Source organism: uncultured Holdemanella sp., from assembly GCF_934754935.1.
Lineage (GTDB): Bacteria > Bacillota_I > Bacilli_A > Erysipelotrichales > Erysipelotrichaceae > Holdemanella.
The window spans coordinates 11,868-31,622 of sequence record NZ_CAKVJB010000022.1; the positions used below are offsets into that span (position 1 = coordinate 11,868).

At 34.0% G+C, this 19,755-nt stretch carries 16 protein-coding genes; 2 read left to right on the forward strand and 14 right to left on the reverse strand.

The features are described from left to right. Positions 1 to 41: 41 nt before the first annotated feature. The 8 genes from Q0E86_RS07065 to Q0E86_RS07100 all read right to left on the reverse strand — a co-directional run bounded on the left by Q0E86_RS07065 (position 42) and on the right by Q0E86_RS07100 (position 7,232). On the reverse strand, positions 42 to 872 hold the full coding sequence (locus Q0E86_RS07065) for a sugar phosphate isomerase/epimerase (RefSeq protein WP_295755677.1): 831 nt from the start codon (positions 870 to 872) through the stop codon (positions 42 to 44). A 71-nt stretch (positions 873 to 943) separates the two neighbouring features. Beyond that, positions 944 to 1,771: a PTS system mannose/fructose/sorbose family transporter subunit IID gene (locus Q0E86_RS07070; RefSeq protein ID WP_295755679.1), complete on the reverse strand. Its 828-nt coding sequence runs from the start codon at positions 1,769 to 1,771 to the stop codon at positions 944 to 946. Next, positions 1,761 to 2,537 carry a PTS sugar transporter subunit IIC gene (locus tag Q0E86_RS07075; RefSeq protein WP_288535048.1) on the reverse strand — a complete coding sequence of 259 codons (777 nt, stop codon included), beginning with the start codon at positions 2,535 to 2,537 and terminating at the stop codon, positions 1,761 to 1,763. The genes Q0E86_RS07070 and Q0E86_RS07075 overlap by 11 nt, the downstream gene beginning before the upstream one ends. Positions 2,538 to 2,560: 23 nt before the next feature. Beyond that, a complete protein-coding gene (locus Q0E86_RS07080; protein WP_288535045.1) occupies positions 2,561 to 3,031 on the reverse strand; it encodes a PTS sugar transporter subunit IIB in 471 nt (156 codons plus the stop codon). A 21-nt stretch (positions 3,032 to 3,052) separates the two neighbouring features. Beyond that, on the reverse strand, positions 3,053 to 3,466 hold the full coding sequence (locus Q0E86_RS07085) for a PTS sugar transporter subunit IIA (protein ID WP_118325653.1): 414 nt from the start codon (positions 3,464 to 3,466) through the stop codon (positions 3,053 to 3,055). 145 nt (positions 3,467 to 3,611) lie between these two features. Next, on the reverse strand, positions 3,612 to 4,283 hold the full coding sequence (locus Q0E86_RS07090) for an HAD family phosphatase (protein ID WP_295755682.1): 672 nt from the start codon (positions 4,281 to 4,283) through the stop codon (positions 3,612 to 3,614). Between the two features lie 66 nt (positions 4,284 to 4,349). Beyond that, complete coding sequence (locus Q0E86_RS07095) at positions 4,350 to 5,384, reverse strand: SIS domain-containing protein (protein ID WP_295755683.1); 1,035 nt, start codon at positions 5,382 to 5,384, stop codon at positions 4,350 to 4,352. A 306-nt stretch (positions 5,385 to 5,690) separates the two neighbouring features. Then, positions 5,691 to 7,232 carry a hypothetical protein gene (locus Q0E86_RS07100; RefSeq protein ID WP_295755686.1) on the reverse strand — a complete coding sequence of 514 codons (1,542 nt, stop codon included), beginning with the start codon at positions 7,230 to 7,232 and terminating at the stop codon, positions 5,691 to 5,693. 294 nt (positions 7,233 to 7,526) lie between these two features. Between Q0E86_RS07100 and Q0E86_RS07105 the strand changes: the two genes are divergently transcribed. Beyond that, entirely contained in the window at positions 7,527 to 10,181 is a 2,655-nt protein-coding gene (locus Q0E86_RS07105; protein ID WP_295755688.1) for a DUF3427 domain-containing protein, read from the forward strand. A 4-nt stretch (positions 10,182 to 10,185) separates the two neighbouring features. Then, positions 10,186 to 10,572 carry a (deoxy)nucleoside triphosphate pyrophosphohydrolase gene (locus Q0E86_RS07110; RefSeq protein ID WP_295755690.1) on the forward strand — a complete coding sequence of 129 codons (387 nt, stop codon included), beginning with the start codon at positions 10,186 to 10,188 and terminating at the stop codon, positions 10,570 to 10,572. 1,207 nt (positions 10,573 to 11,779) lie between these two features. Here the strand turns inward: Q0E86_RS07110 and Q0E86_RS07115 are convergent. The 6 genes from Q0E86_RS07115 to Q0E86_RS07140 all read right to left on the reverse strand — a co-directional run bounded on the left by Q0E86_RS07115 (position 11,780) and on the right by Q0E86_RS07140 (position 19,714). Beyond that, positions 11,780 to 11,935, reverse strand: a complete 156-nt coding sequence (locus Q0E86_RS07115; RefSeq protein ID WP_158551044.1) for a hypothetical protein — start codon at positions 11,933 to 11,935, stop codon at positions 11,780 to 11,782. Positions 11,936 to 12,014: 79 nt separating this feature from the next. Beyond that, complete coding sequence (locus tag Q0E86_RS07120) at positions 12,015 to 14,723, reverse strand: heavy metal translocating P-type ATPase (protein ID WP_295755692.1); 2,709 nt, start codon at positions 14,721 to 14,723, stop codon at positions 12,015 to 12,017. Positions 14,724 to 14,732: 9 nt separating this feature from the next. Then, positions 14,733 to 15,044 carry a metal-sensing transcriptional repressor gene (locus Q0E86_RS07125; protein ID WP_295755694.1) on the reverse strand — a complete coding sequence of 104 codons (312 nt, stop codon included), beginning with the start codon at positions 15,042 to 15,044 and terminating at the stop codon, positions 14,733 to 14,735. A gap of 518 nt (positions 15,045 to 15,562) precedes the next feature. Further along, the gene (locus tag Q0E86_RS07130; protein WP_295755696.1) at positions 15,563 to 16,978 is read right to left on the reverse strand and encodes an ATP-binding protein; all 1,416 of its coding nucleotides are present in this window, start codon (positions 16,976 to 16,978) and stop codon (positions 15,563 to 15,565) included. A gap of 158 nt (positions 16,979 to 17,136) precedes the next feature. Continuing rightward, the gene (locus Q0E86_RS07135; protein WP_295755697.1) at positions 17,137 to 17,868 is read right to left on the reverse strand and encodes a response regulator; all 732 of its coding nucleotides are present in this window, start codon (positions 17,866 to 17,868) and stop codon (positions 17,137 to 17,139) included. Continuing rightward, positions 17,861 to 19,714: a DUF4118 domain-containing protein gene (locus Q0E86_RS07140; protein ID WP_295755699.1), complete on the reverse strand. Its 1,854-nt coding sequence runs from the start codon at positions 19,712 to 19,714 to the stop codon at positions 17,861 to 17,863. The genes Q0E86_RS07135 and Q0E86_RS07140 overlap by 8 nt, the downstream gene beginning before the upstream one ends. Between the last annotated feature and the right edge of the window lie 41 nt (positions 19,715 to 19,755).

A 19,755-nucleotide genomic window follows, 5' to 3' on the forward strand; every position in this document is an offset into this window, starting at 1 on the left:
CCTCACACACTCAATTTATTATACCATTTTTTATTTAAACATTATTCAATTTCTAACTGATCAAAAGCACTTATCGTCTTTTCTTCAGCAGTCCAAGGCTTTTCATAATATCTAGAATTAGCGCTTTCCAACGACAAATATCCATCATATCCATAGGCCTCTAAATCAAGAAGATCTTGTTTCAAATCTCTTGTTCCATCTGACCATGCCAAGTGACCCGTTGGCTTTCCATCCACAAAGTGTGTATGGATCACATTTTTTCCAAACACATCAAAATAATCTTGAATTGTATTATTGACGCGTGCCATCGCACCAAAGTCAATACATACCTTTAATTGTGGATGATTTACCGCATCCAAATAGGCCTTTAATTGTTCCACACTATTTGCCAAAACAGATTCATTTGGTTGTAAAGCTTCGATTGCCACCAAAATATCGTTTGCCTTTGCATAATCACAAACCTTACGCATCATTTCAACCGAACGATTCCATGCACCTTCTACAGATTCATCATAATAAGCCCAGCCTGTTGTGACCAATATATGTTGGGCATTGACTTCTTTTGCGATATCCACCATTCGACAATAATATGCATATACATCTTCTTGACGTGTTGGACTTGCCACATTGTTTGGCTTTGGATTTGTTTGTTCTGGACAAATACCAATGATTTTTACATCATATTTTTTTGCATATTCCTTAAGCTGTTCTACACTCTGATTTTTATTGTAGTCCACATAGAAATGCATAGGACCCGTCCAAATCTCTACGTTCTTAATACCTAAACGATTCATTTCCTGGAAAAAACGTTCAAAAGTATGAAATCTATAGTGACAGTTCATTCCACATAATCGATCTTTATATTTTTTCATTTTTTCTTTTCCTCATCAAAAATTAAAGGGTTGAAAAAAGTTTTTTTCAACCCCATATATATTATGTTTAATTATGCCAAAATACCGAAGAATGCACAAACAATACAAAGTGCCATCATCGCAAACATAATTACTAGTGGTTTAACTTTCTTATTTAACAACATATATACGAATCCAGTTAATAATAATGGTAATAATCCTGGGATGATTCCATCAATAATAGCCTGAACTGTTGTAGCTGATTCACCACTACCAATCGCAATTGGAACTGTCAAATAAACCATTTCTGCAGTCATAGCACCCGCAACTGTTAAACCTAAGATACTTGCTGCTTTACTAATTAGATCCATTACACCAGATTCTTCTGCAGAAGTAATGAAGTCTGATCCGAATTTGTAACCTGCATATACCAATACGTAACGTAAGATATAACTAGGTACGTTGAAAACCAATAAGAATAAGATTGGTCCTAAGATACTTCCTTGTAATGCTAATGAAGTACCTACACCTGTAGCTAAAATTCTTAATGTTCCCCAAATAAAACTATCACCAATACCAGCTAAAGGACCCATGATAGCTGTTTTAACACTTGAAATAGAAGTTGTGTCAAAGTTTTCCATATCATTTGCACGTTGTTCTTCCATCGCAACTGAAATACCCAATGGCAACGTAATACATTGTGGAGTTGTATTGAAGAACTCCAAGTGACGTTTACATGCTTCTTTAAGATCTTCTGGATCTGTATAGATTTTTTGTAATGCTGGAAGCATTGAATACATATATCCATCATTCATCATACGTTCATAGTTCCACGTATGTTCCATTGTAATGGCGTGTAAGAATACTTTTCTTAAATCTCTTTTATTAATAACGCCCTTGTATTCGTAATTAGAACTCATCTAAGCCATCTCCTCCCTCAACAACTGCAACTTTTCCTTTTTGATCTTTTTCTTTAAAGAACATTAAGACTACATAAGCCAATGCGAAGATTGCGATTGCTGTTGTATTTAATCCTAAATATTGAACTGCAAAGAAACCAATGAAGAAGAATGGAGCAATCTTTTTGTCCATAATCATCTGTGCTAACATCGCAAAACCTAATGCAGGGATAATTCCACCTGAAATATTGATACCTGTTTGTAACCATTCTGGAATTTGACTTAATAATCCAACTACAGCTTCACTTCCAAAATAGAATGCACATGGAATTACAACCAAACGAGGTAAGAATGAAGCATAACCACCAAAGAAATAGTGGAATTTAAATTTTCCAATGTTACCATCTTCAATATCTTTATCCATCAGGTGAGTGAAAACCAACATGATTGGAGCACTTAATACTGAGTTCAATGCCAACATAACTGTCGAAATTGGTAATCCTAATGCCAACGCAGTTTCAGGTCCTGCTCCAGCTTCGATTGCTAAAGCTGTTCCTAAGATCGTTCCTGAAATCATATCAGGAGGTATGTACGCACCAATTGAAACTGCACCAATAAACGCTAACTCAAGAGTAGCACCCATAATAATTCCTAATTCTAATTGACCAAACGCTAGACCTACCAACGGTCCTAAAACTAGCGGTCTTTGAATTAATGATGTACCCAACAAGAATTCTGAAACCGCGAAGAACGTGATCAAGAATATTAATAAAGTCTTAACTAACATCTTATTCTTCTCCTCTAAAATTTTTATTTTAATAAATCTTTTGTGTTAACACGCTTGTCTGATGGAACCATCTGTGTAAATACGTCAAATCCATCATTCATTAAATCTTTTAAGATTTTTTCATCGTTATCACTTACATAAACCGCTGTAGAAATTACGTGACGATCATCTGTAGGTTTTGTACCACCAAGGTTGATCTCCTTAATATCTAATGCTCTTGCGATTCTGTCAGCATCTTCAATACTTTCAACTACGATAAACAATTTGTACTTATCTGTAACACCAGATTTGATTGCTGCGATCGCATCATCAACTGTTTTAGCTACAACCTTTACGCCACTAGGTTTAGCCATTTTAATAGCTGACATACGCAATTTGTCATTCAACAAAGTATCACAAGCCAACAAAATGCAATCTGTACCAATTTGTTTACTCCAACTAAAAGCTACCTGACCATGTAATAAACGATGATCAATACGAAGTAATTTAATCATTGTTTTTTCTCCTTTCATTTCTTACAACTCATCTAAATCTGAGTCAATTTCTGAATCATTACAATATACGATACCTGTTTTAGCATCTTCAACGCATGTGCGGATGGCTGCTGCAACATCATCGCATTCACGACAAGTCAATAAGATTGACATTGCCAAAATTAAGTTTGTTCCTGTCACTAAATGAACATTCCCCTTAGTAGTTAGTTCTAACAATTCATTGTTTACACTACCACCCAATAGGTCTGTCATAATTACAAATTCATCTTCAGGATGATCTTCAACTTCTTGAATTACCAAAGGCTTAAAGAAAGGTTCGCCCTCAGCATATGCACAATATACGGATAAGTTGTCTTGTTTTCCAAGAATTAATTCAAGTGAAGTTTTGATTCCCTTAGACATATAAGCATGTGATGCCAAAATAAATCTTCTCATCAATACATCCTCTTTTCCAATTGTGTACACTTGATTTATACCTCTCGACTATGCCCGCTTGCGAGTGGTATGTATTTGCATACCATTTGTACAATCAAAGTATACCAGTAATTGAAATACATTGCAAGCGTTTACATGAAAAAAATTAATTTTCTTCTAAATTCCAATATTTAATGATGTTATACGCATCCAAAATATCACTTGCAATCACATCTGCTAAATCTTGATTGAAATCATAACGATTATCTTCTTTGGCAATCACACGAATATTTGCACCAATACATGCCTGTATACCATATGTCGAATCTTCGATTGCAATTACCTCTTCTGGTTTTAGATCCAATCTTCTTAATGTTTCCAAATAAATTGCTGGATCTGGCTTACTCTCTTTAAAATTAAATCCACTGACCATGCAATCAAAATAGGAATCTATACCACATTGACGAGTTACTGTTTTAATATTTTCCATAGAAGAACTTGATGCAATCGCAAGCTTATACCCCTTCGCCTTTAATTTAGGCAACACATACAATACATGCGGATTTAAAATCGTACGATAATCCAAGCCCAATTCTTTTGACCACATATCCGCCTTAATTTCTTCAGGCGAATATTTATGATTTAAATATTCAGAAATAATTTCAAACATTTTATCATCCGAAATACCAACAATCGTATGCATCTCTTTTTTCATTTCCAAATAATCCACATCTTCTTTAAGAACATCAAAAATATAATCAATGACTTCCTGAAAATAGATTGGTTCTGAATCCACTAAAACTCCATCCATATCAAAAATAATACCTTTATATCTCATACTTAACCCCCATATAAAAGAAAACCACCCTTATATACAGAGTGGTTTGACATCGCCCATTGACTATTAATATTCAAATTGTCTGTAGTAACGACGATATTGTAAGTTGTGTTTAGTATATGCTTCGTAGTGTCTTGATAATCTTCCTGTAATACAAGCAGTAGTGATCATAGGAACGATGAATTTTCTGAATTCATTGTCTAAACGAACTGCATATTCACTCGCATCGAATACTGCATATTGACAGTTGATCTTTTTACAGAATTCTTCAACACGGTTGTCTTGAGCTCTAAATTCATCTTCACCCTTAACGATAAATACTGGAACTTTGTCTTCGATCAATTCTAATGTTCCATGGAAGAATTGTGCAGCATTTACTGGACGGCAACGAATCCATTGCATTTCTTCTAACATACACATAGAGAATAATAATGTTTCTCCCCAAAGTGCACCAGAACCTGTAAAGATTGTATATTCAGCATCATATAATTCAGAAGCCATCTTCATTCCGATTGGTTCGAATTTTTTCTTAATTGCTAATAAGTCTTCGAAAATATATTCAGATAATTGATCTGCAAAACGATCATAAGCATCAAAATCTCCACGTAAGTTCATTAATTTGTACATGAAATATGCTTGTAATACATATGAGTGTTCGCAATATCCAGTTACAACAGGAGCGTGAACTACATAATCTAACATTTTTCCTAATTTACTTTCACGACTTGTAAATGCAACAACACGGATTCCTTCTTCTTTCATCCATTTAGCAGCTTGAACAATTTCAACAGTATCACCAGAAGCACTAGCAGTAATTACTAATGAATCTTTGTTTAATTTCTTAGGACGAACAGTGTTCACATCAGCCGCATTCACTGAATAAATATCTACATCTGACATTCTTGAAATTAAATATTCAAAGTGACCAAATTCAAACTCAGTACCGCCAATACCTAACAAGAAAATGTTTGAATAACCTTGATCATGAATAACTTTTGCTAAATCTTCAGCCTCTTTACGCTGGCCAACTACAGCCTTACCATCTTCCAAATACTTTGGTTCATCGAATTTAATTAATTCAACTCTTTCACTAACAGTCATAATTTCCTCCTCTTAAGTACGCCAACAACCTCGGGCACTGGTTTGTATTTGCATACCATTTGTACACACTTAATATACCAGTTCTTTTTAGAGAATGCAACACTTTTTTTGAAAACGTTTACTATTTTTTTAAATACCAAAAAAGACAGCAATTATAAGAAGTTGCACTTCTTTTTTTCATCAACAAAAAAAAGCACCTATCCTAAACAGATGCCTAAATTATCATTTGTTAATAAATTTGTATACTCGTAAGTATACTACTCATGAGTATACAAATATGCAACAATTCTTTCACTGTATTTTTCTTTATTCCCCCAGTTCATCCAACATATCATCTACACCATCACGATAGCTTTCATCTGTATCGTAACGATTTTCATCATAATCACCAGAATATGCATCATCACTTCCTTCATCATAAGATGAGGACGAAGAAGATGATGAGTTTGAACTTTGCCCCTCTTTCTTTTTACGTTTTTCTTCCCTTATCCTAAACTCATTTTGTTCAGCTTTCCGCCTACTCTCAATACGATACTGCTTCTGTGCCATATCCCATTCTGCCTCTTCCTTTTTCAAAGAAATATAACCATATCCAAACAAAAGTCCAATAATGATCAAGAAAATAATTCCCCCCTTGCCATTTGATGTTTTCTCCTGTTTAATAGCTACTGAAGTCCTGCTTTGATTTGTCTTTCTAGAAGGTTGACTCACATGCTCACTGCGAATCTTTGGGGATCTCGTCACACTTTTATTAGATGAGGTGCCACCCTGATTTACCTTACGAATCTTTGGGGATTGTACTTTAGGTGGAGTTGTCTTCACCATTTTAGGTTGCTTAACCACCACTTTCTTATGTATATCAAGCAATCTTCTAAATATAAAATGAGCCAACCAATTAATAAAGACCTTCTCAAAATCAAAACTCATACATGTTAATACACTAAGAAACGCAAGTAGATCATCATCAAAATAATCATCCTCACACCAAGGTTCATCATAAAGCATCTCTTGAATTTCATCCTCTGACTTACCATCATATTTTTGAATCAATTCATCATCACTCATATCCAAGATTTCCTTAACACCATCACCAACAATCTTCTTACGAGTTTCAATATCTAATTTTGGCTTTCTTACAATCTTAGGCGGTGTTTCTTTCTTCTTCTCAAAAGCAGGTACCTGAGGCTGCTTCATTTCCTTCTTCTCAGTAATAGGTACATCCATACCATACTGCTGCATGACCTGTATTAACGCTTTTGAAAGTAATCCCTTTTTATTAGCCTGAATATAAAGTTCTTCATAGATTGGACAAAGACTACAAGCTTCACTAAACTTATCCTCTTCAATTAAAGAATTTACATGTTCCATAAACCCATACGAACTATATCCCTTAATACACTCTTCGCAAATAGAGGCATAGAAATGTCTTAAACAAACAGAAACATAAAACGCATTTTCTTTACATTGGTTAGAAACATCATCAATATGTTTCTTTGTTTTACTAGAATCTAAAATCATACGATAAAGCATACTTGCCAAAGGATTGCACAATATGCCAAAGTTCACATTCCGACAAGACTCTAACATCTTTTCCTTTACAAGCTCAATTTCTACATGAATCTGACTTGTACTTCCTTGCATCATAAGCAATTGAATCTTTTCAAGACTATCTATATCACGATTCAAATTATTCGTATTCATATTTGAAAAAGGAAGTTGTATCTCTTTATATTTACCGCAAATCAGTTTATTCTCTACATCATTTACTAAACTTGAATACTTTTCTTTACACTCATTATAATATTCATACCAATCTAGAAACTCTTTTGAAATTATTATATTTTCCATTCAATATACCCTGCTTCATACAAATCTTTCTACTAATTATTATAACCTTTTCGATCTATGATTTCATTTTTATGCTGGTATAATATTAGGTATGAACTATCAAAATATACAGAGCGGCCTATCCACCGCATTTCTAGACAAAAATATATCTTCCAACATATTATATCGACCTCAATTTATTTCAAACGACTATAAGAATGGAAGAAAAGTACTAAGCACCATTGAAGATGAACTATTACACTGCGACTCTTTTTTAATCAGTGTAGCCTTCATCACCATGGGAGGAATTACCCCTTGCTTCAAACTCTTCGTACGCTAGAAGATAAAGGCATCAAAGGTAAAATTCTAACAACGGACTATTTAGCTTTTAGTGATCCAAAAGCCTTAGACAAACTAGCTACATTTTCCAATATTGAACTTAAGATGTATCTAGTGCCAGACTCAAAGAATGGTTTTCATACCAAGGGATATATCTTTCAATCCGATGAAATCTATAAGATCCTTGTAGGTTCTAGTAACATGACAAATACGGCTTTAACCACAAATCGCGAATGGAACACAAAAATTGTTTCTACAAAATCTGGAGAATTCGTATCCGAAATGTTAGATGAATTTAATGAATTATGGAATCATCCAAATACATATTCCTACAATGAATTTATTGGTGCATATAGAGTGCATTATGAAGAATATAAAAAGGTGAAACAAAAAGAAGAAATCAAATTACCTTCTAAACAACTGATTCCAAACTCTATGCAACAGGCTTTTATTTCGAATCTAAGAAAGCTTCGCAATGCGAATGAATCCAAAAGTTTGTTGATTTCAGCCACAGGAACAGGCAAGACTTTTGCATCGGCTTTTGCTATGCAAGATCAAAATCCAAAAAGAGCCTTATTCCTTGTTCATAGAGAGCAGATTGCCAAACAAGCTCTTCAAAGCTATAAAAATGTATTTGGCAACACAAAAACATTTGGACTATTATCTGGAAATAGTAAAGATACCAATGTAGATTATTTATTCGCTACCATGCAAACGATGTCTAAAAAGGAAGTGTATTCTAGCTTTGATCCGAATACATTTGATACAATCATCATTGATGAAGCCCATCGCATTGGAGCTAAAAGCTACCAAGAAATCATGAACTACTTTAAGCCAAAGTTTTGGCTAGGAATGAGCGCAAGCCCAGAAAGAACAGATGACTTTGATGTATATGCAGCCTTCGACCATAATATTGCCTATGAAATACGTCTTCAACAAGCATTAGAAGAAAATTTATTATGCCCATTCCACTATTTTGGCATTACCGACTTTTTAACAGACGGAAACGAAACCGATTTTACAGACTTCAACTATTTAACATCCAACCAAAGAGTCGACTACATTATCGAACAAACCAATTATTATGGCTATAGCGGAGAACGCGTTAAAGGACTCATGTTTTGTAGCTCAAAAAAAGAAGCGGCTGCTCTTAGTGAAAGATTAAATCTAAGAGGATATAGAACCCTTGCCTTAAGTGGAGAAGACTCTCAAGAAAAAAGAGAAGATGCGATTGATCGCTTAGTATCCGATACAAGAAGTGACTACCTACAATACATATTAACTGTAGACATCTTTAATGAAGGTGTAGATATTCCTGAAATCAATCAAGTCGTTCTTTTAAGACCTACACAATCACCCATTGTCTTTGTGCAACAATTAGGTCGAGGCCTAAGAAAATCACAAGACAAAGAATACGTTGTCATTCTAGACTTCATTGGAAACTACAAAAATAACTTTATGATTCCAATCGCTTTATCTGGAGATCGTTCTTACAATAAAGACAACATAAGACGCTATGTCCTTGAAGGCGAAAGAATCATTCCAGGATCGAGTACGATTCACTTTGATGAAATCAGTAAGAAACAAATCTTTGCGTCAATTGATACAGCCAACTTTGCGGATATCAAACTCATTAAGGACAGTTACAAAAATCTAAAGAATAAACTTGGAAGAATCCCTACTCTTATGGATTTTGAAACCTATGGAGAAATAGATGTACAAAGAATTTTCGACAACAAATCCTTAGGATCTTATTATGCCTTTTTAAAGAAATACGAAAAGGATTATAAAGTAAGATTAAACGAACTTGAAGAAAGTTTTATTAAATTTATTTGTACAAAACTAACCAATGGAAAAAGAAAGATTGAACTTGAAATATTAAGCAATATTTTAGAAGATAAAATTGATATATTCCCTAATAATCTATCAAAAAATGAATATACAAATGTAATCAATATTTTTACCAATGAATTCCCAACCGGTTCTGGAAAGAATACGTTTAAAGATTGTATTTTTATGGAAGATAATAAAATTTCAAAACCATTTAAGAAATGCCTTGATAACAACGAATTTAAATCCATGGTAAAAGAAATTATTGAATATGCATTGGATCAATACAACAAACATTATAAGCATACGTATAAAGATACAAACTTTGTACTCTACCAAAAATATACATATGAAGATGCATGTCGCTTGTTAAATTGGCAACACAATGAAGTTCCATTAAACATTGGCGGATACAAATATGATCAAACAACCAAGACATTCCCTGTCTTTATCAATTATGACAAGGCCAATGACATTCAAGATACAATCAAATATGAAGATCATTTTATCAATGAAAGTCAATTGATTGCGATATCCAAATCCGGAAGAACCACAAGTAGTGATGATGTACAAAACTTCTTGTATGCCAAAGAAAGAGGTATTGAAGTTCATTTGTTTATGCGAAAAAACAAAGATGATAAGACAAGTAAAGAATTCTATTATTTAGGCAACATGCAAGCAGAAATAGACAAGACCAAACAGTTTATGATGCCAAACACACAAAAAACTGCTGTCGAAATCTTATGGCAATTAGATACACCCGTAAGAGAAGACATTTATCGATATATTGTAGAGGAGTGATTTTTTGAAAACAATACACGTAGTAGCCGCCATTATTAAAGATGGTAATAAAATATTTGCCACCCAAAGAGGCTATGGCGAATTCAAAGACGGATGGGAATTTCCAGGAGGAAAAGTAGAACCCAATGAAACAAGTAGACAAGCCATTGTTCGTGAAATCAAAGAAGAATTAGATACAACCATCCAAGTAGAAAAATACTTTGATACTGTCGAATACGACTATCCAAACTTCCACCTATCCATGGAATGTTTCATTTGTACAATTCTTGAAGGAAAACTAACACTATTAGAACACGAGTCTGCCAAATGGCTTACTAAAGAAACATTAGATTCAGTAGATTGGCTACCTGCAGATCTAGGATTAATCAAAAAACTAAAAGACATATTATAATCCCATACAACATTTTTAAATACCAAAAAAAGAGCATTTCATCTTTACATAAAGAACAAATGCTCTTTTTCATTTTGTCCAACTGTCAAATAATCAACAAATTTACAAGAATTCACAATGTTTTCACATTGGACCTTTATAATGGAAATTGGCTACTAGATGTGGTTGGTGGTTGCCTCTTGTTAAGGAGTTTTGAAGCCTTGAATCTTGAATTCCAGGTAAGTAGATCCTTCTATTTTTTTACAGGAGGAAAGCTTATGTATATATATCTACATATTGATGTTGCGATGTGCTTATTTGCCATAGTAGAAATACTAAAAGTAACATTGATTATTATAGAAAAATGCAAAAAGCACTAATCACCACTGACAATGGAACAAGATTAGTGCTTCAGCATTAATTTTATTTCAGAGTAACCACTGCTTTTCCAGTAGTCGTTCTCTATATGTATTATACAGATAAACCAAATGTATTTCCACAAAAAAATCAAAATCCCATACAACATTTTAAAACATCAAAAAATGAGCATTTCATCTTTACATAAAGAACAAATGCTCATTTTTATTTCATCCAACTGTCAAATAATCAACAAATTTACAAGAATTCACAATGTTTTCACATTGAAGTTTTATAATTGAAATTGGCTACTGGATGTGGTTGGTGGTTACCTCTTGTTAAGGAGTTTTGAAGCCTTGAATCTTGAATTCCAGGTAAGTAGATCCTTCTATTTTTTACAGGAGGAAAGCTTATGTATATATATCTACATATTGATGTTGCTATGTGCTTATTTGCCATAGTAGAAATACTAAAAGTAACATTGATAATTATAGAAAAATGCAAAAAGCACTAATCACCAGTAACGATGGAAAAAGATTAGTGCTTTAGCATTAATTAAATTTCAGAGTAACCACTGCTTTTCCAGTAGTCACTCTCTATATGTATTATACAGATAAACCAGATATATTTCCATAAGAAAAAGCCAAATTTCCATACAACATTTATCAATTCCAAAAAGTAGTCGTTTGTACTTTATTTAAAGCATAAACTAAAAATTTTGTATGATCCAACTGTCAAATAAATATCAAATCAATAAAATTCTCATACAACATTTTATGCATGCTAAAAATATCTATTTTTACTTTATATAAAGCATACATCAAGACTTTCACTTAATTTAACTGTCAAAAAAAAGAATAATTCAAACGAACTATCCTTTCTTTGGTTGAATCCAATATATACTTTCTGCAACACGAACTTTCAATCCATCCATTATCATTTCTTTTTGTTGAAAGTTTGCCAAAACATTCAAACGATTCCAGAAAGTTCTTTCACAAGTGGATTTCCCATCAATAAAACATTCCATTTTGCGTCTCCCTCGACGTCTATCATAGAATATTCTGAATCCGCTTACAAGTCTTGACTTTTTTTATTTTTATGATTCTCTATTTTACAGAAATCACAGTATATCCCGCATTTGTTACGGCATCACTCAACATCTGATCTGTAACATTCTCTGTGCAATTTAATGTAGCTGTTTTTTCATCTAAACTAACCACTACATCACTTACACCTTCCACTTTACTTAACGCATCCTTTACGTGTGCCACACAATGCATGCACATCATACCATCTACTGTTACTACTTTTTTCATTTTCTTTTCCTCCTTATATTCAACGGGAATATAACCCGCATCCTTAACCGCTTGTTTTAAAGCTATCTCATTTACTTGTTGCACATAATCAATATCAGCCTTACCTAAATTATAATCCACACGCACATCTTTTACATTTGGAACCTTCTTTAAGGCATCCTCTACCAACCATGCACAATGCCCACAAGACATACCATCAATATGCATTGTATATGTTTTTACCTCTTCACTTTGAACTTTAGGTTTAAAATAACGAAGTCTCAATGCGTTAGTGACAACACAAACACTACTCAAAGACATACATGCAGAACCGATCATCGGTGATAATCTTAAGCCAAATGCCGGATACAATAGGCCTGCCGCAACTGGAATTCCTAGAATGTTATAGAAGAAAGCCCAGAATAAATTCATCTTGATATTCTTGATGACATCATTTGATAAATCAATTGAAGTTACTACATCCTCCAAAGAACTCTTCATTAAAATCACGTCCGCACTATCCAAGGCAATATCCGTTCCAGCACCAATCGCAACTCCAATATCAGCACGCATTAAAGCAGGCGCATCATTGATACCATCACCCACCATCATAACCTTCCTACCTTGTTCTTGAAGCTTACGAATTACACTCTCTTTATCTTGTGGCAATACATCACTGATTACTTCATCCACACTTAAAGATTTACCAATCGCATTCGCCGTCTTTTGATTGTCTCCAGTCAACATAACCACATGCATATTCTTTTGTTTAAACTGTTCTAAGGCAACCTTACTTGTACTACGAACTGTATCGGCCACGCTCACAAGTCCAATTACAGTATCGTCTTCCACAAAAATCAATGGAGTTTGACCTAAACTTGCATAAGCATCTAAATCACTTAATACTGTCTTGTTTAGTTCAATGTTATTTTCTTCCAATAACCTTTTATTTCCAGCCAAATACACATGCCCATTTAACTTAGCCTGAATACCACGACCCGAAATATTTGTGAAGTTTTCTATTTGTTGAATCTTTATATTCTTATCCTTCGCATATTCTACAATGGCCTGTCCTAAAGGATGTAAAGACCCACTCTCTAAGCTTGCCGCAACCGAAATAAAGTCATTCGTACTTATATTTGTATACAACTTAATATCCTGAACACTTGGCTTTCCTGAAGTAATCGTACCCGTCTTATCCAATACGATTGTATCGATTGAATGTAGTTGTTCTAATATGGCAGCTGACTTAATTAAAATACCATTCTCAGCCGCCTTACCCGTACCAACCATGATCGCAACAGGCGTAGCTAAACCTAAGGCACAAGGACAAGAAATAACCAATACACTAATCGCATTCGATAACGCAAATTGAATCGTTTGACCACTCACTAACCATGCAACAAATGTAATTAGCGCAATCGCAATCACCACTGGGACAAATACACCACTCACTTTATCTGCCAAACGAGCGATTGGAGCTTTTGAATTACCCGCATCATCCACTAACTGAATGATCTTTGCTAAAGTTGTATCCTCACCAACCTTTTCAGCCTCAAACTGAAACGTACCATTCTCATTCATGGTAGCCGAAATAACGGAATCCCCCACATTCTTTTCGATTGGAAGACTCTCACCTGTAATCGCTGACTGATCCACATAACCTGTTCCTGAAATGACTTTGCCATCCACCGGAATTCTTTGACCTGGACGAATCACAACTATATCATGAATTCGAATACTTTCACTTGAAACAACAACCTCTTTACCATCCCTTAAAACAGTCGCATTTTTTGGTGCCAAATCCACTAACTTATCTAAGGCATCACTCGTTTTTGCCTTTGATCTAGACTCCAAATACTTTCCAACACTCACCAAAGTCACAATGGTTGCAGCCGATTCAAAATACAAAGAGTGCATAGCCATATGAGCCATTTCCATATTTTGCACACCAAAATAATAAGCCATTTGATAAATACCGACTAAGCCATACACAAAGCTTGCACCTGAACCCATCGCAACCAAAGAATCCATGTTTGCGGATTTTTTTATTAAAGCCTTAAATCCTGTAATAAAGAAATGTCTTTGAATAAATAATATAAATAGACATAGAATCAACTGTGTTAAAGCTGAAACCATCATCCATTCCATACCCTCTAAAATTGGAAGACCTACCATGGGTTCCATCGCAATTAGAAGTAAAGGAACCAATAAAACTAAACTCAAAATCAATCTTTGTTTAGCACTTCTTTGATCCGATTCAACCCTGTCCTGACGATTTTGCCATTCCTTACGAACCTCGCCCTTTTCACCATGAACACTTGCTCCATAACCAATTTGTTTTACAACTTCACAAATCGTCTGTTCATTCACTTTATCTTGATCAAATTCAACCTTCATTGAATTCGATAATAAAGAAACATCACAATGATGAACTCCATCTAATTTAGAAACTGCCCTTGTCACATTAGCTTGACAAGCCGCACACGTCATGCCTGTCACATCAAATTTTTCTTCCATTAAAACCACCTACTTTAACTTCTTTACTAAATCCATAACCTCACTCATGATTTCTGTATTTCCATTTTGAACATCCTCAACCACACACGTATTTAAGTGTTCCTGCAAAACAATATATCCAAATGCCTGTAAAGCACTCTCTACAGCCGCTACCTGCACCAAGATATCTCCACAATAACGATTCTCCTTCAACATATTCTCAATTCCATTTAATTGTCCTACCATGCGATGAAGACGATTCGTTAACTGCTTGATTTCTTTCTCATCTCTAGGCTGATGTTTTTTATGACAACAATCCCCCATATATTTCACCTCGCCCATAATAATATACCCCATATAGGTATATTTCAAGTGATATGATTTGTGGCATAATAAAAGAAAGGAAATAACCATATGAAATATAATTATTACGTGTACCTGCCAAGAATCGGAACCATTCTTGTCATGTTTTTAACGTGCAGTGCACTCTTCTCAAAAGAAATCTTTTTTAATCTTGTATACCTTGTTTTTGTCGTGCTCTTTAGCCAAATTCTATTTATATACGAAAAAAGACTATTAAAAAACAATGAACCACAATACGAAAAAATTAGTTTTCGCGATTCATTGTTGATGTATCCTATTCTATTAAAAATTGAACTCTTCCTATTTGCGATTGTCAGCCTATTTAGTATATTGATCCTTTTATGCATCAATAAAACCATTATGGCACTCTTCACAATTGGCGTTATTACAATTATTATTTCACTCTATCTAAACATGAGAAGGCACTAGCAAGAAGAGTAAGACAATCCTGATTTATCGTCTTACTCTCCTTTTTATTTTTTGAACCCTTAAGTTTTTCAAGAAAACAAATCTTCCCCACTTATCTCATTTTGTACTATTCCACTATGCGCATTGTGCTTTAGTCCATTTGCAGAAACCATAGTCAAATGCAAAGCTTTATTACAGTTGGTCTCGCTCATAAATACGGCAAGTTTGTTTTTAAGTTCCAATTCATATTTTGAATCAATTTCAAAAGGAAGCAATGTGTATTTTATCTCACATACATTCATCACACCATCTTTTCTATCAATTAACAAATCGATCTGTGCTCCATTTTCCTTTTTAGAACTCCTCCAAGCATATTCCATCGTCTCAACTCCAGATATACCTAGTGCATTTTTAATTTGATCTACATGCAATAAGCATACAAGTTCAAACGCATTGCCAGACCAAGAAAAATAACTAGGAGTGTTTATATATGACATCCAACTGCCATAATCTCTTTTCTTTATGAATTTAAAGCAAAAATTCATAAAAGGATCTATCAATTGAAAATAGAATTTACTTTTTGCCTTTGCATAATTCTTATACTTTCTAATAAAGCCACTTTGTTCCAACTCATTCAGCGCTTTCGTAAGAGGTTCGCCATCACCTATTTTTTCGATTTTAGCCAAATCAGTCCTTTGCATTCCACATTTACTTTGAGCTAGCGCATCTATTATTGCAGCATGTCTTTCATAGTTTTTAAACAATGACTTTAAAAGCATGTCATACTCATAATATAGTTGTCCATTTTCTTTAAATAATAATTCATCTATATTTTGTGCCAAACTAAGACGTTTATCAAAACAATTCAAGTAATAAGGTATTCCTCCAAATACCATATAACTTTCTATCACTTGCTGTCTTGTCATCTGTACACCATTCAAGCGATATAAATCTTCACACTCTTTTAAAGTAAAGGGAAACAAATGTATCTGTCTTGTGATTCGATTGTAAAAACCACCCCTATCTCCAAGAAGATTATTGATAATCCATGATGTAGCAGAACCACACACAATCAGCAACAAATCATTTTGTGTTGATGCAAAACTGTTCCAAAAATACTCAAGAGCACTTTTAAAATCTGATCTTACTGTATCCATCCATGGCAATTCATCTAAAAAAACAACCTTTTTGCCACTGACCGGATCTCTTCTTACATTTTCATTAAGAAGGAGTTGTTTCAATCTTGTAAAAGCTTCATACCAGTCCTTAGGCTGTTTCTTATCTGAAAATCCATATTCCATAAGACTGCCATTAAATATCTTTAACTGTTCTTTTGTTTTTGCGTTTGATATTCCTGTGGCATAAAACGCAAATGAATTATTAAAATATTCTTTAATCAGAAAAGTCTTCCCTACTCTTCGTCTACCATAAACAACCACAAATTCTGCTCTTGGTGACTCTAAACAATTTCGCAATATTATTTGTTCTTTTTTACGTCCAATCATCTAAAACTCCTCCTAATCCTCTAAAGTCACATTAAAACTATGCATTTTAGAGAATTATAAGCTTCTTTTTATCCATAATCCTCTAAGTTACTTAAAATATATCATTATTAATATTACATCGCAAGGATATTATTAGAAATTAAAAGCGAACCCTACCATTATGATAGTGATCCGCTCGTTTGCCCTGGTTTTTCTGTCTGACGCAACATACGATATCCAACCCCTACATGCGTCTGAATATATTTAGGATTTGAAGTATCCGGCTCAATCTTTTTACGCAAAGTTGCCATAAACACTCTTAGACTTGGAGTTTCTGTTCCTTGAACACTCCCCCATACTTCACCCATAATATAATTATGAGTCAACACTTTATCGGTATTTTTAGCTAAAACACACAATAATTTATATTCAATCGGCGTTAAATGGATCTCACGACCATTCTCATATACACACCCCTGCGCATAATTGATTGTCAAATCTCCATTTTCATATACACTCTCATTGACACTTGTCGTCTGACTATTATTTAATCTTCGAATCGTTACTCTTAGCCTTGCCAACAATTCATCCACTGAAAATGGTTTTGTCAAATAGTCATCGGCCCCTAAATCTAAAGCTTGTACTTTATCTTGGTCTTCACTTCTTGCCGAAACGACAATAATTGGAATATTCGACCAAGAACGAACCTTCTTGATCACTTCCAAACCATCCATATCCGGTAAACCTAAATCTAGAAGCATAATATCAGGATTATAAGAAAGAACACTCATAATACCTTGTTTAGCTGTTTTTGCCAGGCGAAACTGATAGTTTTCCATCTCAAGCGTTGTCGTAATCAAATTCCCTACCGCAACATCATCTTCAATAACTAATATTTGTACTTTATTCATAAAGATTCACCTCCACTGCCTCCAATAAGAATTTAAAACAAGCACCATGAGGCTTTACATTCTCTACCCAAATCTTACCACCATGCGCTAAAACAATCGACTTACACAAAGATAATCCTAGACCCATTCCTCGTCTTGTATCTCCACTATGATTATTTTCCGTGTAGAACATTTCAAACAATTGATCTGGATGCAAAACACCATTTCCATCATCTTGAACCTCTATTAATATCTTATTCTCAACTCGTTTTGCACTTAAAATAATATTTGAATTTTCAGGCGTATACTTGATCGCATTATTCATTAAATTCACTAATACTTGAATAATCAAACGCGCATCCATATTGGCCATCAATAAATCATCCTCTAAATGCATAGAAATATTATGATTACGCTTATTACGTCCCAAATGATGAATTGCCTCTCTAAAAATATCCTCAATCATTTCTGGTTGTAGATTCAACTGCATCGTACCATTTTCAATACGAGTTATAAATAATAAATTTTCCACCAAATCATAAAGCCACATCGCATCATTATAAATATCCTGATACAATTCTTTCTTCTTTTCTAAAGAAAACGCATTCTCATTTTCCAACAATAAACCTGCATTACCAGAAATAGATGTTAATGGCGTTCTTAAATCATGCGAAATCATACGCAATAAATCGGCACGCAACGCCTCTTGTTTAGCTTGCTGCTCAATCTTTAGATTTTCTAAACGAATTCTTTCCTTCTCTAAAGCCATACCACACTCATCCAATATCGCAAGCCATAAATTCTTTTCAAAAGAATCCATCTTATCTTTTAATACAATTCCAACCACACCTAATACTTCATGCGTTCCATTAATAGGTAAATATAAACACATTGAATCCGAATGATAACTTGTTGTTTTACCGGCTTCATGTCTATTTTCATATACCCAAGCCACAATACCCGTCTCAATTGGACATTGTCCAAGTAAAATAGGCTCATCATTATGTGGATATAACACTAGATCTGTATCCAACAATTTATGTAGCTGTTTTAACATAGACGCATAAATCGCATTCATATCATTGGCCTTTTGAAGCATTTGACTCATCTCCAATAAGACTTGTGTACGATACACTTGTTTGGCATTCTCGAAAGATTGCTTCTTTAAGCGCGTCATTAAAGAACTTGAAGACATAGCCACCACAAACATCACAATATATGTCGTAATATAGCTTGGATCACTCAATAAAGAAAAATAGGGATATGTAAAGAAAAAGTTAAAACATAATACAGAAATCAAAGATGCCAATAAACTATAGATATATCCACTTGTCCATATAGATACAAACACAATTCCCAAGATATAAATCATAATGGGTGTCGTAATCAAGAATTGAAAGTGCATAAAGCCCTTGCCAATAAGTGTACAAAGCACAAGAATCAAAATCATCTTTAACATATCTTTTAATGAAAAATTAAAAGAATTAAAATCAAAATAAAACAAGCGACGATAATCCTGTGGATAATTCACAGAATATACATCAATATCATGCAATTTAAATAAAGCCTGTTTGGCAAGACTCTTTTCTAAAACTACGCAATCCACTTGTGAAATAGCCACATATTCTACAATCTGCTGAATCTTATTGTGCCCATAAAGAATTGTAACTTTAGCTCCCTTACTCTCCGCAAACTTAATATTTTCACGCAAACAACTCTTTGATGCCGCACTCATACTTTCGTCTTTTGGTGTCTGCACATAAATAGCACTCAACGTCGCATGATTATTCTTCGCAATTTGAACGCCTTTTTCAATCACTCTTGAATTATATTTTGAAGTCGATAAACATATTAATACACTAGCCATACGACAAGTATAACACAAGCCCTCAAAGAATCATCCATCTT

Bases quoted from the DNA above. Each gene is read 5' to 3' on its own strand.
- Q0E86_RS07065 (WP_295755677.1), bottom strand. From the start codon at position 872: ATGAAAAAATATAAAGATCGATTATGTGGAATGAACTGTCACTATAGA.
- Q0E86_RS07070 (WP_295755679.1), bottom strand. From the start codon at position 1,771: ATGAGTTCTAATTACGAATACAAGGGCGTTATTAATAAAAGAGATTTA.
- Q0E86_RS07075 (WP_288535048.1), bottom strand. From the start codon at position 2,537: ATGTTAGTTAAGACTTTATTAATATTCTTGATCACGTTCTTCGCGGTT.
- Q0E86_RS07080 (WP_288535045.1), bottom strand. From the start codon at position 3,031: ATGATTAAATTACTTCGTATTGATCATCGTTTATTACATGGTCAGGTA.
- Q0E86_RS07085 (WP_118325653.1), bottom strand. From the start codon at position 3,466: ATGAGAAGATTTATTTTGGCATCACATGCTTATATGTCTAAGGGAATC.
- Q0E86_RS07090 (WP_295755682.1), bottom strand. From the start codon at position 4,283: ATGAGATATAAAGGTATTATTTTTGATATGGATGGAGTTTTAGTGGAT.
- Q0E86_RS07095 (WP_295755683.1), bottom strand. From the start codon at position 5,384: ATGACTGTTAGTGAAAGAGTTGAATTAATTAAATTCGATGAACCAAAG.
- Q0E86_RS07100 (WP_295755686.1), bottom strand. From the start codon at position 7,232: ATGGAAAATATAATAATTTCAAAAGAGTTTCTAGATTGGTATGAATAT.
- Q0E86_RS07115 (WP_158551044.1), bottom strand. From the start codon at position 11,935: ATGGAATGTTTTATTGATGGGAAATCCACTTGTGAAAGAACTTTCTGG.
- Q0E86_RS07120 (WP_295755692.1), bottom strand. From the start codon at position 14,723: ATGGAAGAAAAATTTGATGTGACAGGCATGACGTGTGCGGCTTGTCAA.
- Q0E86_RS07125 (WP_295755694.1), bottom strand. From the start codon at position 15,044: ATGGGCGAGGTGAAATATATGGGGGATTGTTGTCATAAAAAACATCAG.
- Q0E86_RS07130 (WP_295755696.1), bottom strand. From the start codon at position 16,978: ATGATTGGACGTAAAAAAGAACAAATAATATTGCGAAATTGTTTAGAG.
- Q0E86_RS07135 (WP_295755697.1), bottom strand. From the start codon at position 17,868: ATGAATAAAGTACAAATATTAGTTATTGAAGATGATGTTGCGGTAGGG.
- Q0E86_RS07140 (WP_295755699.1), bottom strand. From the start codon at position 19,714: ATGGCTAGTGTATTAATATGTTTATCGACTTCAAAATATAATTCAAGA.